The 25,838-nt window shown below is 31.0% G+C and carries 25 protein-coding genes and 1 riboswitch; of the genes, 13 read left to right on the plus strand and 12 right to left on the minus strand.

Features of this window, described 5'->3' with window-relative positions:
• Positions 1-135 precede the first annotated feature (135 nt).
• Positions 136-594 (plus strand): small multi-drug export protein, encoded by a 459-nt coding sequence (locus tag Q0820_RS06665; RefSeq protein WP_298486280.1) that lies wholly within the window; start codon positions 136-138, stop codon positions 592-594.
• Here the strand turns inward: Q0820_RS06665 and Q0820_RS06670 are convergent.
• Entirely contained in the window at positions 591-1,727 is a 1,137-nt protein-coding gene (locus tag Q0820_RS06670; protein WP_298486282.1) for a hypothetical protein, read from the minus strand. The two genes, Q0820_RS06665 and Q0820_RS06670, sit on opposite strands and share 4 nt — an antisense overlap.
• 261 nt (positions 1,728-1,988) lie before the next feature.
• On the opposite strand from Q0820_RS06670, the gene Q0820_RS06675 reads away from it, so the two are divergent.
• The gene (locus tag Q0820_RS06675; protein WP_298486284.1) at positions 1,989-4,304 is read left to right on the plus strand and encodes a glycoside hydrolase family 88 protein; all 2,316 of its coding nucleotides are present in this window, start codon (positions 1,989-1,991) and stop codon (positions 4,302-4,304) included.
• A 1-nt stretch (position 4,305) separates the two neighbouring features.
• Here the strand turns inward: Q0820_RS06675 and Q0820_RS06680 are convergent, their stop codons facing one another.
• A complete protein-coding gene (locus tag Q0820_RS06680; protein WP_298486286.1) occupies positions 4,306-4,680 on the minus strand; it encodes a DUF983 domain-containing protein in 375 nt (124 codons plus the stop codon).
• Positions 4,681-4,815: 135 nt separating this feature from the next.
• On the opposite strand from Q0820_RS06680, the gene Q0820_RS06685 reads away from it, so the two are divergent.
• The 4 genes from Q0820_RS06685 (at position 4,816) to Q0820_RS06700 (ending at position 10,141) form a co-directional block, all read left to right on the plus strand.
• The gene (locus tag Q0820_RS06685) at positions 4,816-5,688 is read left to right on the plus strand and encodes an AraC family transcriptional regulator (RefSeq protein WP_298486288.1); all 873 of its coding nucleotides are present in this window, start codon (positions 4,816-4,818) and stop codon (positions 5,686-5,688) included.
• A gap of 106 nt (positions 5,689-5,794) precedes the next feature.
• The gene (locus tag Q0820_RS06690) at positions 5,795-6,997 is read left to right on the plus strand and encodes a cell envelope biogenesis protein OmpA (protein ID WP_298486289.1); all 1,203 of its coding nucleotides are present in this window, start codon (positions 5,795-5,797) and stop codon (positions 6,995-6,997) included.
• A 219-nt stretch (positions 6,998-7,216) separates the two neighbouring features.
• Complete coding sequence (locus Q0820_RS06695; protein ID WP_298486290.1) at positions 7,217-8,965, plus strand: type IX secretion system membrane protein PorP/SprF; 1,749 nt, start codon at positions 7,217-7,219, stop codon at positions 8,963-8,965.
• Positions 8,966-9,520: 555 nt separating this feature from the next.
• Positions 9,521-10,141, plus strand: coding sequence for a response regulator transcription factor (locus Q0820_RS06700; protein ID WP_298486292.1), 621 nt, complete (start codon positions 9,521-9,523; stop codon positions 10,139-10,141).
• 69 nt (positions 10,142-10,210) lie between these two features.
• On the opposite strand, the gene thiH is transcribed toward Q0820_RS06700, so the two are convergent.
• The 7 genes from thiH to thiS form a co-directional block, all read right to left on the minus strand.
• Complete coding sequence (gene thiH / locus Q0820_RS06705; protein ID WP_298486293.1) at positions 10,211-11,320, minus strand: 2-iminoacetate synthase ThiH; 1,110 nt, start codon at positions 11,318-11,320, stop codon at positions 10,211-10,213.
• Positions 11,321-11,382: 62 nt separating this feature from the next.
• Entirely contained in the window at positions 11,383-12,153 is a 771-nt protein-coding gene (locus Q0820_RS06710) for a thiazole synthase (protein WP_298486295.1), read from the minus strand.
• 11 nt (positions 12,154-12,164) lie between these two features.
• Positions 12,165-12,812: a thiamine phosphate synthase gene (thiE, locus tag Q0820_RS06715; RefSeq protein WP_298486296.1), complete on the minus strand. Its 648-nt coding sequence runs from the start codon at positions 12,810-12,812 to the stop codon at positions 12,165-12,167.
• A gap of 28 nt (positions 12,813-12,840) precedes the next feature.
• Positions 12,841-13,620 (minus strand): hydroxymethylpyrimidine/phosphomethylpyrimidine kinase, encoded by a 780-nt coding sequence (locus tag Q0820_RS06720; RefSeq protein ID WP_298486298.1) that lies wholly within the window; start codon positions 13,618-13,620, stop codon positions 12,841-12,843.
• On the minus strand, positions 13,613-14,200 hold the full coding sequence (locus tag Q0820_RS06725; RefSeq protein ID WP_298486300.1) for a thiamine phosphate synthase: 588 nt from the start codon (positions 14,198-14,200) through the stop codon (positions 13,613-13,615). The genes Q0820_RS06720 and Q0820_RS06725 overlap by 8 nt, the downstream gene beginning before the upstream one ends.
• 77 nt (positions 14,201-14,277) lie before the next feature.
• Positions 14,278-16,140, minus strand: coding sequence for a phosphomethylpyrimidine synthase ThiC (gene thiC / locus Q0820_RS06730; RefSeq protein ID WP_298486302.1), 1,863 nt, complete (start codon positions 16,138-16,140; stop codon positions 14,278-14,280).
• Positions 16,141-16,239: 99 nt separating this feature from the next.
• Positions 16,240-16,443: a sulfur carrier protein ThiS gene (gene thiS / locus Q0820_RS06735; protein WP_298486304.1), complete on the minus strand. Its 204-nt coding sequence runs from the start codon at positions 16,441-16,443 to the stop codon at positions 16,240-16,242.
• Between the two features lie 109 nt (positions 16,444-16,552).
• Positions 16,553-16,648, minus strand: a riboswitch (TPP riboswitch).
• A 78-nt stretch (positions 16,649-16,726) separates the two neighbouring features.
• Here thiS and Q0820_RS06740 point away from each other — a divergent pair.
• From Q0820_RS06740 to Q0820_RS06765, 6 genes are all read left to right on the plus strand, one after another.
• Positions 16,727-17,734 (plus strand): glycosyltransferase family 2 protein, encoded by a 1,008-nt coding sequence (locus Q0820_RS06740; RefSeq protein WP_298486305.1) that lies wholly within the window; start codon positions 16,727-16,729, stop codon positions 17,732-17,734.
• Positions 17,735-17,761: 27 nt separating this feature from the next.
• A complete protein-coding gene (locus Q0820_RS06745) occupies positions 17,762-19,729 on the plus strand; it encodes a BatA domain-containing protein (protein ID WP_298486307.1) in 1,968 nt (655 codons plus the stop codon).
• A gap of 51 nt (positions 19,730-19,780) precedes the next feature.
• Positions 19,781-21,034 (plus strand): dihydroorotase family protein, encoded by a 1,254-nt coding sequence (locus Q0820_RS06750; RefSeq protein WP_298486309.1) that lies wholly within the window; start codon positions 19,781-19,783, stop codon positions 21,032-21,034.
• Between the two features lie 45 nt (positions 21,035-21,079).
• A complete protein-coding gene (locus tag Q0820_RS06755; RefSeq protein ID WP_298486311.1) occupies positions 21,080-21,397 on the plus strand; it encodes a DUF4870 domain-containing protein in 318 nt (105 codons plus the stop codon).
• Positions 21,398-21,489: 92 nt separating this feature from the next.
• A complete protein-coding gene (locus Q0820_RS06760) occupies positions 21,490-21,804 on the plus strand; it encodes a hypothetical protein (RefSeq protein ID WP_298486711.1) in 315 nt (104 codons plus the stop codon).
• A gap of 1 nt (position 21,805) precedes the next feature.
• Positions 21,806-22,465: an alpha/beta fold hydrolase gene (locus Q0820_RS06765; protein WP_298486312.1), complete on the plus strand. Its 660-nt coding sequence runs from the start codon at positions 21,806-21,808 to the stop codon at positions 22,463-22,465.
• Here the strand turns inward: Q0820_RS06765 and Q0820_RS06770 are convergent.
• Both Q0820_RS06770 and Q0820_RS06775 read right to left on the minus strand, forming a co-directional pair.
• Positions 22,462-22,956: a hydrolase gene (locus tag Q0820_RS06770; protein ID WP_298486314.1), complete on the minus strand. Its 495-nt coding sequence runs from the start codon at positions 22,954-22,956 to the stop codon at positions 22,462-22,464. The two genes, Q0820_RS06765 and Q0820_RS06770, sit on opposite strands and share 4 nt — an antisense overlap.
• A gap of 14 nt (positions 22,957-22,970) precedes the next feature.
• A complete protein-coding gene (locus Q0820_RS06775; RefSeq protein WP_298486316.1) occupies positions 22,971-23,735 on the minus strand; it encodes an MBL fold metallo-hydrolase in 765 nt (254 codons plus the stop codon).
• 88 nt (positions 23,736-23,823) lie between these two features.
• Between Q0820_RS06775 and Q0820_RS06780 the strand changes: the two genes are divergently transcribed.
• Positions 23,824-25,287: a TonB-dependent receptor gene (locus tag Q0820_RS06780; RefSeq protein ID WP_298486317.1), complete on the plus strand. Its 1,464-nt coding sequence runs from the start codon at positions 23,824-23,826 to the stop codon at positions 25,285-25,287.
• A gap of 59 nt (positions 25,288-25,346) precedes the next feature.
• Here Q0820_RS06780 and bcp read toward each other — a convergent pair whose 3' ends face one another.
• Complete coding sequence (bcp, locus tag Q0820_RS06785; RefSeq protein ID WP_298486319.1) at positions 25,347-25,799, minus strand: thioredoxin-dependent thiol peroxidase; 453 nt, start codon at positions 25,797-25,799, stop codon at positions 25,347-25,349.
• Between the last annotated feature and the right edge of the window lie 39 nt (positions 25,800-25,838).

A 25,838-nucleotide genomic window follows, 5' to 3' on the forward strand; every position in this document is an offset into this window, starting at 1 on the left:
ATAATTTTCGCCTTCTATACATGTAATCTATTTAATAGGCTATTACTCTATTTTATATAATTTTTATGAATAAAAAGCTTAAAAATTAAATTCGTAATCATAGCTTTGCATGTTATTTTTAAAACTACATTTTCTTTGATACAAGATTATATCATAGCATTCTTATGGAGCATCTCCCCTTTTGGAGAGGCCAAAGTTGGTATTCCCTATGGTTTATTAAAAGGAGCTGATAAATATTTAGTATTTACTATTTGTTTTGCTGCTAACGTATTGGTATTTCCGCTTATGTTTTTCTTTTTAGAAAAAATAAATAAGTATTTACTACGTATGCATTTTTATAAAAAATCTGCATTATATGTTGCACGTAAAGCAAAAACAGGTTCTGGAGATAAAATAAAAAAATATGGATTCTGGGGATTAATATTCTTTGTAATGTTACCTATACCTGGCACAGGAGTTTATGCAGGTAGCATAGCTAGTTATTTATTTAAGATGGAAAAGAAAAGAGCTTTTGTTGCAAATACTATAGGCATATTTATTTCCTCTGTAATTGTATGGGTTACAACCATACTTACTATGAAAGGTGTTAATTAAAAAGGCACAACACATATAGTTTGCATTTTCATATTTGTTCTATCCTTTCCAAATACTTTATAAACAGCGGTAAAATTATCTTTCCCTTTCAAATATTTTTTAGTGAATACAGCCAAAGAGTCTTTATTAGAAAAATACTCTACAGTAGATAACACTCCTATATCATGATTAGAGAAAAACAAAAATTGTTCTTTAGCATTAAGACTCTTTGATCTAGAAACTATAGCATATTCCATATCAGGAGCGGTATTAATTAAATTTAGAACACTATCCTTTTTATTAGGAATGTTTACCATCTCTAAAGTAGTATCAGAAATTTTAAAATGACTGTTTTCGTTATTAAATAAAGTGGCAAATTTGGATCTTTTATGAAAAGGACCAACATAAATTATATTCCCTTCTTTTAAATCGTTATAAGTAGTTTTAGATGCAAAACGTATAGAAAAAGATTTAGTATACTTAGAAAACACTCTAGATATATTATTTGCCGCATAGGCTCCCATTCCTGTAATATAGGAATAAGGAGCAGGCTTTAATAGATCTTTATACTCTGTATTTTTCTCTATAAAATTATAATATTCTGTTGCATTATTAATTTTAAAATCTCTAGTTACTCCTTGCCCACCAGTAATAGTTTTACCATAAAGGCTATAAGCATCTCCAATAAACATGGTAGTTTTAAAATCGTTTTTAAAATAATCTTTCCAAATTTTAGGAGCATTAAGGTTACTATTACTTACAAAAAAATATAATAAAACTAATAGTAAACCTAAGTATGGTAATAGTTGCCATAAATTAATGTTTTTTGTCTTCTTTTTTATGCTAGAAACTTTTGCGTACCGTATTCCATACTGCCCCTTATCTATAATTAATCGCCAAGCATCCTCTTTTCCTTCAGAAGCATAATAAATATTTAGTTTTTTTCTTAAATTATAGACATTAACTCGTACTCTAGCATTTGTTTTATCTCCCTCTAAATCTCCTCCAAAAAATTCTATATCTATTATATTTTCCTTTAAGTAGTTCCCTTCTAAATCTGCTTTTACTAAATATCTTAATAAAGCGGAACTCTTAGGTGCTTTTAAGAAAATTTTACTTTGTAATATTTTAGAACTTATCTCTCTTTTATCCATAGAACCATTAAAACAGCAACTTACAGTTAATTTTTAACCGTTATAAGTACCGTTAAATATAGGTTAAATCTAAATACCCAAATAACTTCCGCTATATTCCAGACTAGAAATGCCTTTAAAATATACTTACTAAGCAACTCTTAAATAATTTATTTTATGACCACCTCTTTATTAAAATACGTATTAATTATCCTTATTCTACTAAATTTTAGTAGTTGTAAAACCTTCTCTAAAATTCCTTCTTCAACCAGCATAAAAGCTATGAATAATAAAGTAGCAAATTGGCAAATAAATACTTTTGAAGAAATGGGAAAGTATAGGGCGCTACCTCCTATAGAAAAAAGAAAAAATTGGCATACTAGAGACAAACATAATGAATTAGATTGGACTAACGCTGCATTATATTCTGGCATGTTCCAATGGGCAGAAATTTCTGGAGACAATAAATATTTAGAATGGCTGTATTCTATAGCAGAAAAGAATAACTGGCAACTTCTTAAAAGAAAATACCATGCAGATGACCATGCCGTTGGGCAATTATATTTAAAACTAAAAACAGTTTATGGTAACAGTCATGGCAAACGTAAAACACATTTAGAACAACGTTTTGATTCTATTTTAGTAGATACTAATAAAGACAAATTACATTGGAATTGGTGTGATGCCTTATTTATGGCTCCTCCTGTTTGGACTAAAATGGCGAAGCAAAAAAATGATGCCAAATATTTAGATTACATGCATAGTCAATATAAAAAAACCTACGATTTATTATGGGATAAAGAAGAGGCTTTATTTTATAGAGATGCAAATTATTTTGACAAAAGAGAAAAAAATGGCAAAAAAATATTTTGGTCTAGAGGAAATGGCTGGGTATTTGGTGGTTTAGCTCTTATGATACCTGATTTTCCTGAAAATTGGGAGCATACCAATTTTTATTTAGAGACCTATAAACAAATGGCCAACACTTTAAAAAGAACCCAGCGTAAAGACGGCACATGGTCTTCTGGTATTCTTGGGGACATAAACACATACAAAAACATAGAGACAAGCGGAACTTCTTTTTTCGTATTTGGGTTGGCTTGGGGTATAAATCAAAATATACTAGACAAAACTACTTACGAACCAGTATTATTAAAAGGTTGGGATGCATTGGTTAATGCTATAAACCAAGAAGGGATGCTTACCTATGTACAAGGCATAGGAGCAGAACCTGGGGTTAGTTACAAAAATTACAGTGAAGTATATGGTATAGGAGCTTTTTTAGCTGCAGGATCAGAAATGTATAAATATGCAAAAAAGAATGAATTAAACTTAAGCAAAAATACCGCAACACATACAAATGTATTTACATTTATGAAAGATGGTGGTTGGTGCTGGTACCAAGATCCTAGAGCAATAATTAAAAACAACAAAGTAATATTAGGTGGTCTTAGTGGTCAATCTGGAGACGTAAAAATTTCTGTATTCGATTTAAAAAATAAAGAAAATGAAGGAGAATATATTCTACACAAAAATTTTCAAAAAGACGATCATAATGTTCCTGCACTATTTGCAAAAAAAGATGGAAGCATTCTTGCATTTTGGGCAAAACACGGTACGGAGAAAAAACATTATTACAGTTCTACATCTTCCAGTAATTATTTAGACTGGAATACTACTAAAGAATTTAATCATGAGTATGAAGAAAAATTTGGGGTAACCTATATGAATTTGCATTATATGCAAAAGGAGAACCTACTCTATAATTTTTTTAGAGATGGCCCTACATACAACCCAAGTTTTATTACCTCTAAAGACCATGGAGAAACATGGGGTAACCGCAGTCATTTTATAGCCGACGATGTAGAAGGAAGACAAAGACCCTATGCTAAATACTTTCAGAAAGATGCTAATACCATAGGCGTTTCGTTTACAGATGGGCACCCAAGGAATTACGGAAATAGTCTTTACTATGTTGAATTTAAAAACAATGCATTTTATAAGGCCGATGGAACTTTAATAAAAAAGTACACGGGCAAACCACTATTTACATCAGAAGCCGAAAAAATATTTATAGGAAGCGAAACCAAAGAAAAACCTGAATATTGTGAGAGCGTTCCTAATTCTGCTTGGACGTGCACTAGCGCTAAGGACAAAAAAAACAATCCATATATTGGCTATACACTATACATAAATAATAACGACCATAGATATAGAGTTGCACATTGGAACGGAAACAAATGGATAGATAAAGAAATTGCGTACGCAGGAACTTGTTTATACGGTATAGAAAGTAGTTATACAGGTTTAATGGATTTTGATCCTGAAGACCCATCTATTGTATACATATCTACAGATGTAAACCCTAATACTGGAGAAGCCACAGGAGGTACTCATGAAATTTATAGTGCTAAAATTAACTCTAACGACTCTATAGAAACAATTGCATGGAAACCAATAACACAAAATTCTGAATACAGAAACATTAGACCTATTGTAGTAGCCAATGAAGGTAAAAAAGTATTATTATGGCTTAATGGTGTTTGGAACTCCTATATAAACTATAATGTTGATGTAAAAGGGGTTATTCTAGAATAGATTATATCTTTTTGTAATTCATAAAAAAGTTAATCCAAATATTTCTTGAAATCCTTAAAATAATTGGTAAAGAAACTATCATAACACCAACTATAACAAGGTAAGAATTTACTATAGTTAAATTAAAAAAGTAATACGCTATTACTAAAGCGGCAGTTGCAAAAGCAATACCTACAGGGTAGCTAACATACATTGCTCCATAAAAAAAAGAAGGCTCTATTTTATATTTTGTACGACAATGAGAACAACGTTCTTCCATTTTTAAAGTACTCCCTAACTTGTATGGGTTAGGTTCTACATACATACTTTCTTTTTGACAAACAGGACAATTTCCTGTTAAAATACTATATACTTTTGTTCCTTTTAACACCTTCATCACTTCCTATTAAAACACGAATTAAAAATAACTAAATACATAATTATTAGATAATTACAAAATTATAACACTATAACTTATAAATTCTAGGGTAATTTTCTCCATTTTTTGTACTTTTAAGACATATATAAGTATATGAATACGGTACCAATACTAAACATTAAGCAGTTTAACCAAGAAGAAACACAACTAAATTTTTATAGCAATGTACTTTCTACACATTTAAAGAAAAATGAAAAAATTATACATAAGGCCCATAAGCACGACTTTTACTTATGTGTACTTTTTACAAAAGGAACTGGTATTCATGAAATTGATTTTAACTCCTATACCGTAAATCCTGGAAGTGTTTTTTTCTTAAAGCCTGGACAAGTACATAGTTGGTTATTTAAAAGTCCTCCAGAGGGATTTATCTTTTTTCATACACAGGAATTTTATGATTTTTATTTTTCTTCAAAAAGCCTATCACAATTTCCCTTTTATTATTCTTATAAAAACCCTCCAAACTTACATTTAAAAACTACAGAATTAGCAATTCTAGAAAGTAGGTTTAAAGAAATAAATAATGAGAGTAATAGTAATCATATCTACAAAAAACAAAAAATAGCTAGTCTTCTTAATGTAACTTATATAGATTTAAGCAGAATTTATTCTACAGAAATAAAGCCCAGAAAAGTAATTTCATCAACTTATCTAGAAACTTTAGAAGGATTAGAAATTCTTATTGAAGAATTTTATAAAAAAGAAAAATCTGCTCTATTTTATGCTAACAAACTTAATATAACCACAAAGCATCTTAATAGAATAACAAAATCATCTATAAATAAAACTACTAGCGAATTAATCTCTGAACGAATTATACTAGAAGCTAAGAGACTATTAATACATTCCAAAAACACACTATCTCTGGTATCAGAAACATTAGGTTATGAAGATTACGCTTACTTTTCTAGAATATTTAAATTAAAAACAAAAAGTACTCCCAAAGAATTTAAAAGACAATTTTAAAAAAACCTTCTTGTAATACTTACTAACAAAAAACTATGAATTTTTGCTAATGATAGATTTAGAATGTTTCTGCAACTTTGACAAACAAACATTTAAATCTTACGTTATGAAACACAATTTAACCTACAACATGTTGCTTTGCTGTGTATTTAGCATAAGCTTCCTTACCCTTTCCGCCCAAACCCCTACTTCTTCTAAAAAAATTAACAATAGAGTAAAAGAATACTTAGAACTCCAAAAGCTTGGCTATTCTGATAATGCAATTTTTCAGGATTTAGGAAATGCACATTTTTTAATGGAAAATTATGATACTGCTGTTTTTTGGTATTCTAAATTAAAAGAAATGGGAGATTTAGAAGGAAACTACACAGAACGTTATAGTTATGCCCTTGAAAAAATTAAAACACCAAGCGGAATAACCAGTAATAAAGACTGGGTTGCAGAAATAGAAAAAGATTATGAAGTAAATAAAACTAGTAAACATACTAATTTTAGAAAATTAGATTTCTTAAACACTAATACTACAGCAAGTTTAGAAACCTTAATAGAACAGGAAACCACTCCAAAAGAATATACTACAGATAAAGCTTTACTCTATAAAAATGCCTACAAGTCCCCTATTTCTGTGACTAAAGATGGTAAAACTGCTTATTTTAGTAAACCTTTTTATATTAAACCTAAGGTAGGCGTACTATCAAAAAAACAAATGGTTTACAAAACCTATTCTGCAAAAAAAGTAAATGGAAAGTGGACAAATATAAAAGAAATTGCACTTTGTCCTAAACACTATTCTAGCATACACCCAACAGTATCTGACGATGGCAAAAGACTATTCTTTGCATCGAATATGCCAGGAACTTTTGGGAAATATGACATTTATGTATCCGAAATTAATACAGATGGTTCACTTGGAGTAGCTAAAAACCTTGGACAAAAAGTAAACACAAAAAAGAACGATTTATATCCAAAAATTATAAATGGAACGTCCTTATTTTATGCATCAGAAGGTCATAAAGGATATGGTGGCTTAGATGTTTATGTTTCTAATGTTTACAAAAGAAAAGTTAGTCCTTCCACTAATTTAGGAGCATCTATAAATAGCAATAAAGACGATTTTGCAATTGCTTTTAAAGATAATGGACAAGGGTATGTTGTTAGTAACAGAGGTGCCACAGAAAATGGTTTACAGCAAATTGCCTTTTCTATAAAACCAAAAGCAACAGAAAAGAACATATATAACTCTTTAGAAGCCTTAACAACACATGCCACACATACAAACTATACTAACTCTGTATTTGAAGATGAATAGCGTCATAAGAATCCTAAACACTAACCATTTTATATTCCAGACTATCTATTTAGATATATGCACAAATAACGTATCTAAATTTGGTAGAAGCCCCATAGAAAATATACCCCGGGGCAATCTCACGAGGTGTTAGAATGAAAATTAACATTGATTTCGACGCAAGCTTCGGAGCATTTAAATCTCGATTATCGAGTAATAAAGAACCCAAATTTTAGTATCATGCAAAACTCCACCCCCCAAATTTTAAAAAGTTGCGTGCTAATTATTGTTTACTACCTATTACAAATGCAAACAATAAATGCACAGGAAACAGTTACCAATAGTAACAGTAATAATGGTTACCACAATCAATTATTCTTTAATAGATATTTAGTAAACCCCACGTTCTCTCTAGTTCGTGAGAATAAATCTTATTTAACAATTTTACACCGTAACCAGTATACCACCTTTGAAGATAATAATCAGAATTATTATTTAGGGTTTAGTAATTTAATAAATGAAAATACCGCTTTAGGTATTGGCGTATATAGCCAATGGTCTGGCGTGGTGCAACAATTTGGTTTTAATGCTAATTATGCTACAGGCGCACAATTAGGTTCTAATAGTAGACTTACTTTTGGCACTAATATTACTTATTATAATGAAGGTGTAGACAAGAATAAAATTGTTGCCAATACAAATGATGTGCAAATTAGTAATGCTAAAAAAGAAAGTAAACTAGCAATACAACCCGGCATGGCTCTTTCAATTGGTAAATTTGATGTTGGTATATATGCTACTGATTTATTAAAGTACAATCAAAGTACAAATGAGTTTAGCACAAATATTAATTCTAAAACTATAAAAGCATCTTTACAGTATACCTATGATTTTAATAACACACGAGGTATTTTTAAAGAGGCTAGGCTGCTTCCGCTACTACAAATAGGTCAAAACATAGATAATTCTATTTCTTATATGGGTTCATTGGTGTTAGACATGCCTAAATATGGATGGTTACAAGGTACCTATGATATAGAAAATGGAATTTCGGCAGGAGTTGGATTTAACTTAAGTAAAAAGATGTCTTTAGGATATTTAATGGAAAAAAATGTTGCCAAAGAGGAAGCAAATCTTGGGTGGAATCACGAACTATCTCTTGCGTACACTTTTAAAGATACAAATGCTTATGGTGGTGCATTTACAGAAAACTCACAAGACAAAAAAATAGATGGTATTATTCGTAATTATGAAGAACAAATAGTACAACTCATAGCTGATAAAAATGAAATGCTTGCAGAAAACCAAGCAATTAAAATAACAAATGCCATAAAGGAAGAAGAAAAAAATGAAGAAAAGAAAGAAATAGTAGTTGAAAAAATAATTAAAAAACCTCTAAGCACAAATGATTTGGCCTATGAGAATAGATTAATATTAGATGCACTAATATTAAGACAAGACTCTATTGAAGCCGCTCGTAATGCGGATTTAGAACAGCGATTTAAAACTTTAGCTCGTTTAGTAAAATCAGAAATTAGAAGAAATACTATAGAAAAACCTACTACCATACCCGTTAAAAAAACATATAATAGCCTAGCAGTACACAAAAAGAAAAGCACCCCTAAAACAAAAATTACAAAATCATTACCCAATAAAGAAACAAGACATTACGTAAAGCTTCCTATAAAAGTATTGGACCAAGAAGATATTGTAGGAGTAAAATCTGGCTACTATGTTATAGCAAACGTATATAAGACTAAAAAGTATTTAGATGCATTTATACATACTTTAAAAGAACAAGGTTTAGATGCCAGAAAATTTTTTAATAAAGAAAACGGACTCTACTATGTGTATTTAGCAGATTATAATTACAAGCAAGATGCAGAAATTGCATATACATCAAACTTAAATGGAAAATACAATCATGAAAAATGGATTATGCAAGTAAATAATAATACAGCAACTGCTGCTAATATTTACGAAGATTAATAGAGTCACTAAAAAACTAAATGTTTTTGTGCAGATAAAAGGAGGGACTCTGGGGGGAGTAACACTTCCCTCCTTTTTATTATTAGTGCACTTCATCTAGTAAAAAATATAAAAACTGTCAAAAAGAATGCATTTGAACGAATTTTCATACGATTATGACGATTAAATACAATAAATTAATATATTTAAATAAGTGAAATGATAGTTTAAGTTTAACCTTTAAAATCCCCCCAAATATGGAAGTAAAACTTTACTCTAAAAAATCTAGTATTCTAAAATCCTTAAAAATAGCCCCTAGAATACAACAACTTTTACACCAAGTAATGCATCTAAATTTTCTTAATCTACGACAGCATTATAATTCTTTTATTATTTCGTAATAAAGAGCTTTAAAGCTAATACCTACAATAGTTTTAACACTATCTAAAAAAAATATTTTTCTTTTAGAAAGGGATTCTTATGTTTTTTTTGAAAAGCATAACACACTATTTATTTATAATACTACTTGCATTTTTAATCCCCCAGATAAAAATGCAAGTATTAAAACAATACACTATGAAATCTAATTTGCACAAAATAATAGTACTAGAAAAAGACCCAAATTATAATGCTATCTATAAAGAATATTTTAAAAATTATGAGGAGTATTCTCTTATTGGCATTTACACATCGGTACAAGAAGTACTTGATAAATATGATACTTTAAAACCAAATATTATAGTTTCCGAGGTAGACTTATTAAAAAATAATGGAATAAATGGTATTGCATTGTTAAAAAGAAAAGACCCAAACGTAAAAATTATAATGATAAGTAAAAACCCTTCTTTTGAACTTATAAAAAAGGCTTTTAAAAATGGCGCAAATGGATATTTAACAAAACCATTAAGCTCTAAAAGACTACGCAGAGCATTGCATACAATAACAGCAGAAGGAGCAATTATGAGTAATGATATTATAAAACAAATAATTCATAATTTCCGAAAAAAATCCTACGCTTTTTTCTCTAGTAGAGAAAATCAAATTATAGACTATTTATGTAAAGGCGCTACTTATAAAGATATAGCAGAAAAGCTATTTGTAACCCATAGTGCTGTTAACTACCATATACAAAACATATATGAAAAGCTAAATGTAAATAGCAAATCTGAAGCCCTTTATAAATTACAACAGATGTAAACAAAACTGTATTGTGCCCAATTATAACCTCTATGCCATAAAAATCATAGGGGTTATATATTTTATATACTATACAAAATTCTTATCCCAATCTTTCCAAACCACTTCATATCCTTGTGATTTTATCATGGTAGCAATTTCTTCCGTAGAACGCTCATCAGATATTTCAAACTGCTCTAAAGATTGTGGTTCTACGCTATACCCACCAGGATTTGTTTTAGATTCTGCGCTTATAGAAGTTATTCCTAATTTTATAATATTATTTCTAAACACTTCGCTTTCTCGAGTAGACATAGACAATTCCACGTCTTCATCTAACAACCTATACGCACAGATTAGTTGCACCAAATCAGAATCGGTCATTTCCACTTTTGGTTGCACTTCTCCTTGGTGCGGACGTAATCTTGGAAAAGAAATAGAATACTTTGTTTTCCAATACGTTTTTTGTAAATATTTTAGGTGCAAAGCGGTATAAAAACTATCTACACGCCAATCTTCTAATCCAAATAATGCCCCTATTCCTATTTTATGAACACCCGCTTTACCTAACCTATCTGGAGTATCTAAACGATAATCAAAATTAGATTTTTTCCCTTTTGGGTGATGTTGTTTATAAGTTGCTTTATGATACGTTTCTTGATAAACCAAAACTGCATACAAACCTTCCGCAACTAATTCTTCGTATTCTGCTTGATGTAATGGCTGTACTTCTATACTAATATTAGAAAAATGTTCTTTAATTAAACCAATAGCATGTTTTAAATAAGAAACTCCAACCGTTCTATTCGCTTCTCCTGTTACTAATAAAATATGGTCATACCCCAATTTTTTAATATGAGAAACCTCTTTTAGTATCTCTGTATCGGTAAGTGTTTTTCTAGGAATTTTATTGGTCATGCTAAATCCGCAATATGTGCAAATATTCTGGCATTCGTTAGATAAATACATAGGCACATACATTTGCATTGTATTCCCAAATCTTTTTTTTGTAATTGCACTACTACGTTGCGCAATCTCTTCCAAAAATGGTTTGGCTGCTGGTGAAATAAGAACCTTAAAATCTTCTAAATCTATTTTTTCTTTTAGTAAAACTCTACTAACATCTTCTCTAGAAAAAGAGTAAATTTCTTTTTCCAGTGCATTCCAATTATAAGTATCAAAAGTATTTTTAAAAGACATTTATTTTTTCTTTTGGTCTTTAGCTATTTGCCTCTGACTATTTACTTTAGCTAATTGCTATTTTAATTTAAAAAAGAAGTTAACGGACTACTTGCCTCAGCATGTTTTTGCTTTGGTGCTAGTTTTGCATTATATGCCATACGCCCTGCTTCTACTGCCATTTTAAAAGCTTTTCCCATTGCAATAGGATTTTCAGAAACTGCAATTGCAGTGTTTACTAATACTGCATCTGCACCTATTTCCATAGCATAAGCCGCATGCGATGGTGCTCCAATACCTGCATCTACAATCACAGGAACATTACTTTGTTCTATAATAATTTCTAGAAAATCTTGTGTTTTAAGCCCCTTATTACTACCAATAGGAGCTCCTAAAGGCATTACACACTGTGTTCCTACTTCTTCTAAACGTTTACATAAAACAGGATCTGCATGTATATATGGCATAACAACAAAACCTAATTTTACCAATTCTTCTGCTGCTTTTAAAGTTTCTATAGGATCCGGTAGTAAATATTTAGGATCTGGATGAATTTCTAATTTAACCCAATTAGTTTCTAAAGCTTCTCTTGCTAATTGTGCTGCAAAAACAGCCTCTTTAGAGGTACGTACACCTGATGTATTTGGTAGTAAATTTATATGATTTTCTTTTAAATGTACAAGTATATCATCACTTTCATTTTTTACATCTACTCGTTTTAAAGCCACTGTAACCAACTCACTTTCAGAAGCCAATATAGCTTCTCGCATTTTTAACGAACTACTAAATTTACCCGTTCCAGTAAATAATCTAGAGTTAAATGTTTTATCTGCTATTTTTAATATATCACTCATTTTCCTTTCTGTTATTTTTCAAAACTGTGGCGCTGCTCTAAAGCACTTCCTGTATTTAATAATTTATGGAACTCCCCTATTTTATTAAAATCTTGTGTAATCTCTCCTGATATTGCAATACCAGAAATTCCTGTTTCCAAAATTTCTTTTACATCATCAACTAAAATACCTCCAATTGCAATAATTGGTGTATTTGTTTTTAGCACATCTAAAATTCCTTGATATCCCAAAATTCCTAGTACAGGACTCAAATTTTTCTTTGTTGTTGTAAATCTATACGGTCCTAAACCTATATAATCTACTTCTTTTTCTATTAAAGCTTCGCAATCTTGTAAAATGTTTGCTGTACCTCCAATAATCTGCCAAGAATACAAATGTTTTCTTGCTTCTTTAGGGCAAGTATCTTCTTTACCTAAATGCGCCCCATCTGCTTTTACTTTTTTAGCAATTTTATAATGGTCGTTTATGATTAAACGTGTTTGAAAATGCGACGTTATTTCTCTTGCCTGTTCTGCCGCTTTTAATATTTTTTTTTTTGAAACATTTTTTAGGCGTAATTGTACTAACTCTGCTCCAGATTGACAGGCTTTTTGTATGTTTTCTAGATGCTCTTTAACTGTAGCGCCTTGTGATATATAATGGAGTTTTGGTATAATCATGGTTATTTGAATATGAGAATTATGGGAGTTAAGAATTTGAATAGTTAAAACTGTTTTTGTAATTATGAACTCCTAACAAAGACTTATTACTATTTAAAAACGTTTCGGTATAGTATTTAGAGTTTTTTGAAGCATCCTCTAAGCTTTGCTCTAATAAAATATTACTTGCTAAAGCAGAAGATAAAACGCAACCGCTACCGTGTTTTTCCGAAATTTTTTCGGTTGTTGGCGGTATGTTTATCATTACAATTTTATTATAGTACAGTACATCCCATCCTTTTTTATCGATTCTATGTCCCCCTTTTAGATAAATATTTGTAAAACTACTGATGTGTTCAATGGTTTCTTCGATATCTTTTTCTGGATATAGCTGTTGAATTTCATCATAATTTGGCGTGATTAAAAAACATTGTTCCCAAATATTATCTAATAACTCTTGACTTTCGGTGGTATGAAAATCAAAACCAGCACTTGCTTTTATAATAGGATCTAGAACAATTTTTACTTCGGAATTTAAAGCGTGTAATTTATTGATTACGATTGATAATACATCCCAAGATTGAATGATGCCAATTTTAACTACTGAAATTTCAAAACGGTCAAACAGGGTTTCAATTTGCGCTAGAATCACTTCTACATCAGTCCAAATACATGCTTTAAAATCAATATCATTCTGAACGGTTATTGCGCTACAAACGGACAAACCATACACACCATGTGCTTCAAAAGTTTTAATATCTGAAGTTAAACCAGCCCCTCCCGAAGGATCGTGACCTGCTATAGTTAATATGTATTTGTTGTTACTCAAAATAACGCTTCATTTTTTTAAACTCCTTTAAAGGCTCGCTACTATTCCATATGCCTCCTAAAACACCAACACCTTTAAAACCTAGTTTATCAAATTCTACAAGGTTTTCAGTGGTAACTCCGCCCATACCAACAATCCTTTTATCGATGTGATTTACATCAAAACCGCGACCTTCATAACCTTGTTTTGAGATAGACGAAAAAACCGGACTTAACAGGTGATAATCGAATTCAAAATAACAGGTTTCTAAATCTTCAGGTTCGTGAAAGGAAGAACTTATGGATTTACCAAACATGTTTAAATTTTTAAAGTACTGCCCAGGATTATCAATGTTATCCCTTCTTTTTTGCTCCTGAAAATGAATACCTTTTAAATTGAAATCGTTAATCAATTCATGAAAATAATGCACTACAATTCTATGGTGATATTTTTTATCTATTTGATTTAAATAAGCGCAATGTTGTTCGTAATTTTTATTTGGTTTCCTTAAGTGATAGTACTGCAAACCTTCTTGAAATAACTGATGTAGTATTTCAATTTCGTTTGGAACGTCTTTTTCTGGTGCTATTAAAACTATCATAATCTTAGCTCTTGGCTTTTAGCCCTTTGCTATTCGCTCTCTTTTTTATTCAAAAGCAAATAGCTAAAGGCTAACAACTATAAATATACCTCTGAACCTTTCTCTTTAAATTCTTTCGATTTTTCTTCCATTCCTTTTTGCAACACTTCGTTATCATCCGATATTTTATTTTCTGCAGCAAAGTCACGAACTTCTTGAGAAATTTTCATAGAACAGAATTTTGGTCCACACATAGAACAGAAATGTGCAATTTTAGCACCTGCCGCTGGTAGCGTTTCATCATGATACTCACGAGCACGTTCTGGGTCTAATCCTAAGTTGAATTGATCTTCCCAACGGAACTCAAAACGAGCCATACTTAAAGCATTATCTCTATGTTGAGAACCTGGGTGTCCTTTAGCTAAATCTGCAGCATGTGCAGCTAATTTGTATGTAACAACACCTACACGTACATCTTCTTTATTAGGCAATCCTAAATGTTCTTTTGGTGTTACGTAACATAACATGGCGCAACCGTACCAACCAATCATGGCAGCACCAATACCAGAAGTAATGTGGTCGTAACCAGGAGCAATATCAGTAGTTAAAGGTCCTAAAGTATAAAAAGGCGCTTCGTCACAAACCTCAATTTGCTTTTCCATGTTTTCCTTAATCATGTGCATTGGTACGTGACCTGGTCCTTCTATAAAGCATTGCACTTCGTGCTTACGCGCAATTTGAGTTAATTCTCCTAAAGTTTCTAATTCTGCAAATTGCGCCTCGTCATTAGCATCGGCAACAGAACCTGGACGTAAACCATCTCCTAAAGAAAAGGCTACATCGTAAGATTTTAAAATTTCACAAATCTCCTCAAAATGCGTGTACAAGAAACTTTCTTTGTGGTGCGCTAAACACCATTTTGCCATAATAGAACCACCACGAGATACAATACCTGTTACACGTTTAGCTGTCATGGGTACATAACGTAATAATACCCCAGCGTGAATGGTAAAGTAATCTACGCCTTGTTCTGCTTGTTCAATTAAAGTGTCACGGAAAATTTCCCAAGTTAAATCTTCGGCAACACCGTTTACTTTTTCTAAGGCTTGATAAATGGGTACGGTACCAACTGGTACTGGAGAATTACGTACAATCCACTCGCGCGTTTCGTGAATGTTTTGCCCTGTAGATAAATCCATGATATTATCTGCTCCCCAACGGCAAGCCCAAACTGCTTTTTCTACTTCTTCTTCTATTGATGATGTCGTGGCAGAATTACCAATATTTGCGTTTATTTTTACTAAGAAGTTGCGACCTAAAATCATAGGTTCTGCTTCTGGGTGGTTAATGTTAGATGGTATTACTGCACGTCCTCTAGCAACCTCTTCACGTACAAACTCCGGAGTAATTTTAGCTGGAATTGATGCTCCAAAATGTTCTCCTGGGTGTTGCTTTCTAATTTCGGTCATTTCATCTATTCGCTGATTTTCACGAATAGCAATATATTCCATCTCTGGAGTAATAATACCTTTTTTTGCGTAGTGTAGCTGTGTTACGTTTTGTCCTTTTTTGGCACGTTTTGGTTTATGCTTTAAGTCAAAACGCATGTGATCTAAACTTTTATCGTTTAAACGCTCATTACAATATTCTGAGGTAAAAGCATCTAATTCTTCTACATCGTCACGATCTAAAATCCACTGCTCTCTAATTCTTTCAATACCATTGTGTACATTGATTTCTTTGTTAGGATCTGTATAGGGCCCGGAAGTATCATAAACTGTAACTGGTTCGTTTGGCGTTTTCTTTTTCGTCATAGAATCAACCGTATCACTCAGTTCAATTTCACGCATGGCCACCTTAATTTGTGGATGTATTTTTCCTTGTACGTAAATCTTTTTAGAATTAGGAAATGGCTTTCTTGTAATTTGCCCTTCTTTTGGTGCTGTGTCTTTACTTTTCATTTTGTCTAAGCTATTAGCAGTTGGCTTTTGGCCGTTAGTAATTAGATATTTGGTTTTATAGTATTGCTAATGGCTAACAGCCAAAAGCTAATGGCTATCTTATCCGCCTTGTGCGGCCTGAATTATTAAAATTTTATTGTTAGGATTTAAAAGATGGGTTTCCCAGGAGGAATTAGGAACTACAGTATCGTCTATTGCTACAGCAACGCCTTGTGTTGGAGATTTTAACTCGTTTAAAAGGTCTAAAACATTGCTATTCTCTCGCATTTTTAACGGAGAATCATTTACATAAATAGTAATCATATACAGTATATTTAAATATGCTGTAAATAATAAAGGCTTAAGAAATCTTTGAAAAAAAACACAAAAAGAACAAATGTGTTTTATGAAAAGGTTGTAAATGTATATTGCAATACACTTTTCAACTTTTCCCTTCGGCGGTACTAACCGCATCAGGTTCAAAGGGTATGTCTCAGTTCCCAAAATAGGAACACCCCTAAAGTTTACTCTGTAAATGTAGCAAATTATCTAAAACAAGAATATAAAATTCTATAATTTTATTTTTCCTTTTAATTACCTTGCACCCATGCAAAACGCTTTAGTAAGTATTCTTATACCAGTAAAAAACACCGAGACATTTTTAAAAGAATGTATAGACTCTATAGTAAAACAAGAATATAAAAACTGGGAAGTTTTAGCTGTTGACGATACATCAACCGATTCTAGTTTAGCTATTTTAAAGAGCTTTTCAGAGAAAGACATTAGAATAAAGGTATACTCTAATTCTGGCACAGGGATTATAGATGCCTTACGTTTGGCTTACGCAAAAAGTAATGGGAAATTCATAACAAGAATGGATTCTGATGATATAATGCCAACTAATAAATTAGCTGTTCTAGTAAATAATTTAATAGAAAATGGCAAGGGGCATGTAGCAACAGGAAAAGTAAACTACTTTTCAAAGGAAGGTATTAGCAATGGTTATGCGCGTTATGAGAAATGGCTAAACGGGCTGACCGAAAATGGAAATAATTTTAAAGAGATTTACAAAGAATGTGTTATTCCCTCTCCTTGCTGGATGGTTTATAAAGAGGATTTTGAGGATTGCGGTGCTTTTTTTTCTAATAGATATCCAGAAGATTACGACCTAACATTCCGATTTTATGAAAAAGGGTTAAAAGTTATTCCTTGTTCCAAAATGCTTCATTATTGGAGAGATTATACTACACGTACCTCTAGAACTAGTGAACATTATGCGGCCAATTATTTTATAGACTTAAAAATGCATTATTTTCTAGAGTTAGATTTTAACCCAAACAGACCATTAGCCTTATGGGGAGCGGGCAATAAAGGAAAAGAAATTGCAAAAATCCTAGATAAAAAAGGTGTTGCCTTTACTTGGCATTGTGATAATCCAAAAAAAATAGGAAAAGAAATTTATAATAAGCTATTAGAACATTTTAATTCTATTTCTGATTTACAAAATCCGCAATGTATAATCACCGTTGCAAACGAAGAAGAACAGCTAAAAATTAAAAGCTTCTTTATAGAAAAAAACAAACGACAGGGAAAAGATTACTTTATTTTTTGCTAGAACACTTCATAAATAAAAAAGGAACTTATGCTTAATTTTTTAAGTATCTTTGGGAAATTAATAAGAGGTATGCAGTTTAAATATCCAGAACTTCTTTGGGGGCTTTTTCTACTAGTTATCCCTATTATTATTCATCTTTTTCAGCTTAGAAAATTTAAGAAAACACCTTTTACGAATGTAAAACTTTTACAAGAAGTTATTTCTGAATCCAGAAAAAGTAGTTCTATAAAAAAATGGCTCCTATTATTAAGTAGATTAGGTATTCTTGCAGCTTTAATACTTGCTTTTGCACAACCATTTTTTGCTAACAAAACGGCTTTAGTGGCTAAAGAAACTGTAATTTATATAGACAATTCTTTTAGTATGCAAGCGCCTACAGAAAATGAAACGGTATTAACTTCTAGTATTCAAGAATTATTGAAGACCTCTCCTAAAAATGAAAAAATAAGTCTTTTCACAAACAACAAAGTCTTTAAAAATGTAGCTATTAAAGAAATTCAGAATGAATTGCTTTCTCTAGAGCATAGTACCTCTCAATTACCTTTAGATGCTATTTTATTAAAAGCTAGGACACTTTTTTCTGACAACTCCAACTCCCCCTCTATCAAAAATACCATACTAATTTCTGATTTTCAAGAAAATAACAATTCTATAGTTCTAGATAGTTTGCAAAAAAACAACACCAACTTTATTGTTAAAAGGCCAAGTAGCATAACTAATATTAGTATAGATTCTCTTTTCCTAAAAGAAGTAAAAGATGAAAACATAAATATTGTAGCAAATTTAACTAGCAGTACAGCTATTAAAAGTACACCAGTTTCTCTCTATAACAAGGATAAACTCATTGCTAAAACCGCAGCCGTTTTTAATAATAACAAAAAAGCAAGTTTAACTTTTACCATCCCAAAAAACGAAACTATAGATGGGAAGCTACATATTATAGATAACGGGCTTAAATACGATAACAACTTATATTTTAACCTAGATATTGAACCCAAAATAAAAGTGTTAGCAATTGGAAAAAATAATTCATTCCTTAAAAGAATATATACCAAAGACAAATTTAGTTTTAAAACCTACAGTCTAAAAAATCTTAATTATAGTTTATTGCAAAAACAAAATACTATAATTCTTAATGAGTTGCCTGCCATTCCTAATTCGTTAGCTACTGCATTACATTCATTTACAAAAGAAGGAGGTACACTAATTATTATTCCAGACGTTATGATTGATGCAAATTCATATAAAACGTTAACAACACCTTATAATAATACTAGTTTACAAAAAAACATAAACAAAGAGCAAAAAATAGCAAACATTACTTTTAGTCACCCATTATATACTAATGTATTTGAGAAAAAAGTCACCAATTTTCAAAACCCAATTACTAAAACTAATTACACAATAAACACTAATGCTCCTGTTGTATTATCCTATCAAAATAATGCAGCATTCTTAATAGGTTCTAAAGGGTTTTACCTTTTTTCGGCTTCTCTTTCTACAGAGAATTCTAACTTTAAAAATTCGCCATTAATTGTTCCTACCTTTTATTCCATGGCTACACAAAGTTTAAAATTGCCGCAACTGTATACACAACTAGGAACCAATACAACTACAGATTTAAATATTTCCCTAGGAAGAGACCAAATTTTAACAGTTAAAAAAGGAGAATATCAATTTATACCAAGACAAGAATCTCATGCTAATAAAGTAAGTTTATCCTTTTTTGATAACCCTACGCAAGATGGTATTTATCAAGTAAACAACAAAGAAAAGACAATACAAAATATGAGTTTTAATTATACTCGTTCCGAGAGTAATTTAAACTATGTACCAATAGAAAATTTGAATGCAAAAAGTGTTGGAACAAGTATAGAAAATCTTTTTACAGAAATGCAAAAAGACAACTCTATAAATGCCCTTTGGAAATGGTTTATTATTTTAGCATTGCTTTTTGTATTTCTTGAAATAATATTTCAAAAATTTTTAAAGTAAGTATTATACTTTATATACTAAAGAAGACCTATTAAAAGAAAAGTACCTTATATGAATTTACTTTTAAAATCTGCCACAATAGTCGATAGTTCTAACAAAGGACTTCATCTTAAAAAAAGAGATATTCTAATAAAAAATGGAAGCATAAGTTCTATAGCTTCTAAAATAGATACTCCGGCAAATACAAAAGAAATAAAGTTAAAAAACTTACATGTATCTATTGGTTGGTTTGATAGTAGCGTAAGCTTTGGAGAGCCAGGTTATGAAGAAAGAGAAACTATTGCAAATGGAATAGCAACCGCTGCCAAAAGTGGTTTTACAGACATTATTTTAAACCCTAGCTCTACTCCTGTTCCAGATACTAGTTCTGATATTGTTTTCTTAAAAAATGCGGCACAAAATAAAGGAGTTAACTTATATCCTTTAGGATGCTTAACAAATAACGCAGAAGGAGAATCTTTAGCAGAATTGTTTGATATGAAAAATGCGGGCGCGGTTGGTTTCTATGACACGAAACACCCAATAACCAATCCTAATCTTTTAAAAATTGCTTTACAATATACCGAAAGCTTTGGAGGGCTAGTATACTCCTTCCCTCTAGACAAAAAAATAGCAGGAAAAGGTATTGTAAACGAAGGTGCAGTAAGTACAAGGCTAGGATTAAAAGGTATTCCTGCTCTGGCAGAAGAACTGCAAATTGTTAGAGATTTATTTATATTAGAATATGCTGGAGGTAAATTACACGTACCAACAATATCTACAGCAAATGGCGTAAAATTAATAGCCGACGCAAAAAAGAAAGGACTTAATGTAAGTTGTAGTGTTGCTATTCATAACCTAATTTTTGACGATACTGTTTTACATGATTTTGATAGTAATTATAAAGTAATGCCTCCTTTACGAACCAGTAAAGACTGTAAAGCTTTAATAAAAGGGGTTAAAGACGGAGTTATAGATTTTGTGACATCGGACCATACACCAATAAATATTGAAAATAAGAAAGTAGAGTTTGATAATGCTGACTTTGGTACTATTGGTTTAGAAAGTGCGTTTGGGTCTCTTAACCTTCTTTTTGGATTAGAAAAAACCATTGAACTTTTAACAAAAGGTAGAGAACGATATAGCTTAGATACCCCTCAATTTAAAGAAGGAGAAAAAGCTTGTATTACACTTTTTACCCCAGAAGAAATTTTTAACCTTAAAAAAGAAGACAGTGTTTCTACCAGTAAAAACTCTGCCTTTATAGGAAAAGAACTTAAAGGAAAAGCATATGGTATTATTGCTAATAATGAAATTCTTTTTTAACTATCTTTAAATTTTATTACAAACAACCACTAAAAACTAAATAAAATGGATCAGAGTACAAAAGAACAAGGAAAAACAATGGCTATCATAAGCTATATTACCGTTATTGGATTATTAATTGCTTATTTTAGCACTAGAGGCGATAAAGAAAATGAATTTGTTTCTTTCCATATAGGACAATCTTTAAGAGTGTTTATTCTAGGAATTATAATTTCTGTTTCTATTGGTATTATAATATCTGTTACAGGACTTTCTATATTAAGATTTTTATCTTATGCTCCATTAGTTTTTATGGTATTAGGAGTAATGAATGCCAATAACTTAAAAGATGAAAAATTGCCTATTATTGGTGCTATTGGATAATAAAGTATTCTATTTTAAGGAATAACAAAAAGAGGTGCAAATTGCGCCTCTTTTTTTGTTTCAAAATGTATAACTTGCAAAAAATTTTAAGAATGCCCGAAGGAAAAACTACAGCAATAACAGCATACTTTACTATTATAGGTGCTTTAATAGCAATTACCATGAATTTAGAGCCAAAGCATGATTATGCCAGATTCCATACTAGACAGGCTTTTGGTTTACATATTACATTTTTAGGGTTTGCCCTATTTTTAAGTCAGTGGTTTAATGAATATGCTTGGTACGGACTTTATATTTTTTATATTGTTCTTTGGGGTTATGGCTTTATAGGCGCCATTACAGATAAAAAACAATCGGTTCCCGTATTAGGCCCTTTATTTCAAAAATGGTTTACTTTTATTCAATAATATGACTACAGCTCCTTTATCTTTAGAACACCTTATTAAACCTTCTACTATTACTGAAGGAAAAATCCCTGTTTTATTCATGTTTCATGGCTATGGTAGTAATGAAGAAGATTTATACTCTTTTGCTCCAGAATTACCAGAAAAACTGTGCATAATATCTGTAAGAGCACCCTACCCTATGCAACCATATGGTAATGCATGGTACGCTATTAATTTTGATGCTGAAAAAGGAAAATGGAGTGATGATGAACAGGCAATTGAATCTAGAGAAAAAATAATAGCTTTTGTTGAAGAAGCCTGTGAAACCTATAGTTTAGATAAAGACAATGTTACCTTATTAGGATTTAGCCAAGGTACCATTCTTAGCTTTGCAGTTGCTTTATCTTATCCAGAAAAAATTAAAAATGTTATTGCCTTAAGTGGCTATATTAATGAAGGAATTTTAAAAGAAGGATATACTAAAAAAGAGCACTCTTCTTTAAAGATATATACTTCTCACGGTTCTGTAGACCAAGTAATTCCGGTAGACTGGGCACAAAAATCGGCTCCTTTTCTTTCTAATTTAGGAATAGAACATGTATATGAAGAATTTCCTGTAGGACATGGTGTTGCGCCACAAAATTTTTACTCCTTTAAAAAATGGTTAGAAGATAAAATTTAATTACTACGGGTATATAAAAGATGGTCTACAAGAGAAAAATCTACTCCCAAATCGTCCTTAAGCTCATATTTAATTAAAACTTCTCCCCAATATTTACCATCAGAGAAATCGGCAATAATCCATTTGTGGTTTAAGATTTTAATCTTATTTATCTTAAAATCGTTATCCATACCTTCATAAGGTATTAAAGGATTATTTCCTTTTGTTTCATTTGTTTCCAATAATTTATCCGAAATGTAACGCGTAGCATCTTCTAGATTTAAATGATCATAATACGCTAAAGCATCATCATTATTTTCTAAAGAAAAATATTGCATTTCTAACGCCTTAAGCTCTGTACTCTGTACTGAATCTTGTAATTGAACTACTTTATTCTCTAACCCTACAATTCGCTTTTTTTTGGCATCTACCATAGAGCCACCGCTAACAAAAAGATATAACGCTATTAAAGATGCAAAAATAAATAAGTAAAGAAAAAGTTTATTTTTCATGAATTAGTTTTTTATTATATAGTAATAGTAAGGTTATCGTATGCCAAATGTACGTTTTCTGGCAATTTTTTCTCCACATCGTCATGAAAACCTAAAAGATGACTAATATGCGTAAAATAGGTTTTTTGTGGTTGTACTTTTTTTACAAAAGCCAAAGCCTCTTCTAAATTAAAATGAGAATGGTGCGCTTCTTCTCTAAGTGCATTAATCACTAAAACTTTTGAACCCTTTATTTTTTCAATCTCTTCGTCTTCTACATACTTAACATCCGTTAAATAAGTAAAGTCCAGAAATCTGTAGCCAAAAACTTGTAAATTATTATGGTCCCCTTCTATTGGTATTACTTCTATATTTCCTAGCGGAATATTTTTATTATTTATAACTTCAGTAGCAGAAACTGCAGGTGCACCAGGGTATCTATTTTTTTGGGCAAAAATATAGTCAAACCTTTTATTTAAAGATTTTAAAACCCTTGTATGCGCATAAATAGAAATATCTCCCTGTCTAAAGAAAAAAGGTCTAATATCATCTATACCCGCAGTGTGATCAGCATGTTCATGCGTAAATAACAGACCATCTAATCTAGCAATTGGGTTTTTAAGCATTTGCTGCCTAAAATCTGGGCCACAATCTATTACATAATTATAATTTTCCCAACTAATTAGTACAGAAACTCTAAGTCTTTTGTCTTTTGGATTACTGCTTAAACATACAGGATGTGTACTCCCAATAACTGGGATTCCTTGCGAAGTTCCTGTCCCCAAAAAAGTAATTTTCAAACTATAATTATTTTCTTTCAAATTTATAACATAAATATTTAATTGATTGCGCAAACTTTCTAACTTTGTGAAAATTAAATTTTAAAAAATGGCTTCAGTTCTTAAAAGGGATAATAATGTATTTGAAAACATTCCTTCCATAAAAGCAAAAACACTACGTATAAATCTTAATCCAGATATTTACGGAACTTTTGCTGAAATTGGTGCAGGTCAGGAGACTGCAAGGCATTTTTTTAGATCAGGCGGCGCATCTGGTACAATTGCAAAAGCAATGAGTGCTTATGACAAAGATTTTAGTGATGCTATTTATGGTGTAGAAAATGATGGGCGCTACGTATCTCAAGCACGTTTAAAAACAATGCTAGATTATGAGATGCAATTAATGGAAGAGCGTATTAGCAGAGAAAACCACCCAGAGCGTTTGTTTTTCTCCTATGCAAATACTGTAGCAACTATTGATTTTTCTAAACGTTATAAAGGTCACGGTTGGATTGGTATTCGTTTTCAACTAGACCCAAAACAAAAAGAGTTAGACGAAATTATTTTACACGTTCGTTTTAAACAAAATGAAGCTCGCTTACAACAAGAAACTTTAGGTATTCTTGGGGTGAACTTAATATATGGTGCTTTTTACAAATACCACAATCCAAAAAAATTATTACAATATCTATACGACCATATAGATAAGGATACTGTTGAAATTGATATGATTAATTTCTCTGGTCCTAATTTTGAAAGTGTAGATAACCGCTTAATGAGTTTAAGACTTATTAAGAATGATATGACAGATGCTGTTATGTTTGGGCCTGATGGTAATAATTTATTACCTGCTGCTGTCTTATACAAAAAGAATATTCTGGCACTTAGGGGTAGTTTTAGACCTGTTACTAAGGTGAACGAGGATATGTTTAAAAAATCGTATGATATTTTTATACGAGACAAAATGGTAGATGAAGAAAAAACCATTGTTATTTTTGAAATAACCTTATCTAACTTAAAAGCTTCTGGAGAGATTGATGAACAAGATTTTATGGATAGAGCGCAATTACTTTGTTCTTTAGGGCACACTGTAATGATTTCTAAATTCCAAGAATACTATAAACTTGTAGAATACTTTAATAAGTATACCAAATCTAGAATTGGTCTTACCATGGGTGTTAATAATTTGGTAGATATTTTTGATGAAAAATACTATAGAGAATTAAGTGGTGGTATTTTAGAAGCATTTGGTAAATTATTCTTTAAAGACTTACAAGTTTACCTTTACCCAATGAAAAATGCCGAAACTGGTCAGATAATGACTAGTAATAACGTTAAAGTACACCCAAGAATGAAAGAGCTTTATAAGTTCTTTAAATACAACGGAAAGGTTATGGACATTTTTGATTATGACCCAGAAATTATGCATATCTTTTCTAGAGATGTTCTCAAAAAAATAACAAATAATGAAGAAGGTTGGGAAGAAATGATACCAAAAGGTCTTGCCGAAATGATCAAAGAAAAGCAGCTTTTTGTTAGAAAAAAGGATGTAATTGAAGCTAAGAAAAAATAATTTTCCTGTAAAAAAGCTTAAAAAAAGGCATCAGATTTATAAATCTGATGCCTTTTTTGTTATTCTAAAAGTTGTGCTGCATGATCTTTAGTTTTTACTTTATCTATAACTAAAGTAACAACACCATCTTCATCTACTTTAAAGGTTTTTCTATGGATACCGTCATATTCTCTACCCATAAATTTTTTAAGCCCCCAAACACCAAAGGCATTAATTACGGTATGATCTTCATCTGCAAGTAACGGAAATGGAAAATCATATTTATCTTTAAACTTAGCTTGTCTTTTTTCAGAATCTGCACTAACACCAAGTAAACTATACCCTTGTGCTTGTAACGCTGCATAATTATCTCTTAAATTACAGGCTTCTGCCGTACAACCAGGTGTACTTGCTTTAGGGTAAAAAAATACAATAAGCTTTTTTCCTTTATAATCGGATAAGCTAACCGTATTACCATCTTGATCCTTAACAGAAAAATGTGGAACTTTATCTCCTACTTTTAATGTTTTCATATATATTTTTATTTAGTTTTATAGTTCTATTTCTGTATA

It is taken from the genome of uncultured Maribacter sp. (genome assembly GCF_947495965.1).
Lineage (GTDB): Bacteria > Bacteroidota > Bacteroidia > Flavobacteriales > Flavobacteriaceae > Maribacter_B.

What these genes read in the sequence shown, in the direction of transcription:
- thiH (WP_298486293.1), bottom strand. Translation starts at nt 11,320, where the DNA reads ATGTCTTTTAAAAATACTTTTGATACTTATAATTGGAATGCACTGGAA.
- thiE (WP_298486296.1), bottom strand. Translation starts at nt 12,812, where the DNA reads ATGATTATACCAAAACTCCATTATATATCACAAGGCGCTACAGTTAAA.
- Q0820_RS06780 (WP_298486317.1), top strand. Translation starts at nt 23,824, where the DNA reads ATGGCTTCAGTTCTTAAAAGGGATAATAATGTATTTGAAAACATTCCT.
- bcp (WP_298486319.1), bottom strand. Translation starts at nt 25,799, where the DNA reads ATGAAAACATTAAAAGTAGGAGATAAAGTTCCACATTTTTCTGTTAAG.
- Q0820_RS06770 (WP_298486314.1), bottom strand. Translation starts at nt 22,956, where the DNA reads ATGAAAAATAAACTTTTTCTTTACTTATTTATTTTTGCATCTTTAATA.
- Q0820_RS06670 (WP_298486282.1), bottom strand. Translation starts at nt 1,727, where the DNA reads ATGGATAAAAGAGAGATAAGTTCTAAAATATTACAAAGTAAAATTTTC.
- Q0820_RS06695 (WP_298486290.1), top strand. Translation starts at nt 7,217, where the DNA reads ATGCAAAACTCCACCCCCCAAATTTTAAAAAGTTGCGTGCTAATTATT.
- Q0820_RS06765 (WP_298486312.1), top strand. Translation starts at nt 21,806, where the DNA reads ATGACTACAGCTCCTTTATCTTTAGAACACCTTATTAAACCTTCTACT.
- Q0820_RS06725 (WP_298486300.1), bottom strand. Translation starts at nt 14,200, where the DNA reads ATGATAGTTTTAATAGCACCAGAAAAAGACGTTCCAAACGAAATTGAA.
- Q0820_RS06760 (WP_298486711.1), top strand. Translation starts at nt 21,490, where the DNA reads ATGCCCGAAGGAAAAACTACAGCAATAACAGCATACTTTACTATTATA.
- Q0820_RS06685 (WP_298486288.1), top strand. Translation starts at nt 4,816, where the DNA reads ATGAATACGGTACCAATACTAAACATTAAGCAGTTTAACCAAGAAGAA.
- thiC (WP_298486302.1), bottom strand. Translation starts at nt 16,140, where the DNA reads ATGAAAAGTAAAGACACAGCACCAAAAGAAGGGCAAATTACAAGAAAG.
- Q0820_RS06710 (WP_298486295.1), bottom strand. Translation starts at nt 12,153, where the DNA reads ATGAGTGATATATTAAAAATAGCAGATAAAACATTTAACTCTAGATTA.
- Q0820_RS06740 (WP_298486305.1), top strand. Translation starts at nt 16,727, where the DNA reads ATGCAAAACGCTTTAGTAAGTATTCTTATACCAGTAAAAAACACCGAG.
- Q0820_RS06700 (WP_298486292.1), top strand. Translation starts at nt 9,521, where the DNA reads ATGAAATCTAATTTGCACAAAATAATAGTACTAGAAAAAGACCCAAAT.
- Q0820_RS06680 (WP_298486286.1), bottom strand. Translation starts at nt 4,680, where the DNA reads ATGAAGGTGTTAAAAGGAACAAAAGTATATAGTATTTTAACAGGAAAT.
- Q0820_RS06755 (WP_298486311.1), top strand. Translation starts at nt 21,080, where the DNA reads ATGGATCAGAGTACAAAAGAACAAGGAAAAACAATGGCTATCATAAGC.
- thiS (WP_298486304.1), bottom strand. Translation starts at nt 16,443, where the DNA reads ATGATTACTATTTATGTAAATGATTCTCCGTTAAAAATGCGAGAGAAT.
- Q0820_RS06750 (WP_298486309.1), top strand. Translation starts at nt 19,781, where the DNA reads ATGAATTTACTTTTAAAATCTGCCACAATAGTCGATAGTTCTAACAAA.
- Q0820_RS06745 (WP_298486307.1), top strand. Translation starts at nt 17,762, where the DNA reads ATGCTTAATTTTTTAAGTATCTTTGGGAAATTAATAAGAGGTATGCAG.
- Q0820_RS06690 (WP_298486289.1), top strand. Translation starts at nt 5,795, where the DNA reads ATGAAACACAATTTAACCTACAACATGTTGCTTTGCTGTGTATTTAGC.
- Q0820_RS06675 (WP_298486284.1), top strand. Translation starts at nt 1,989, where the DNA reads ATGAATAATAAAGTAGCAAATTGGCAAATAAATACTTTTGAAGAAATG.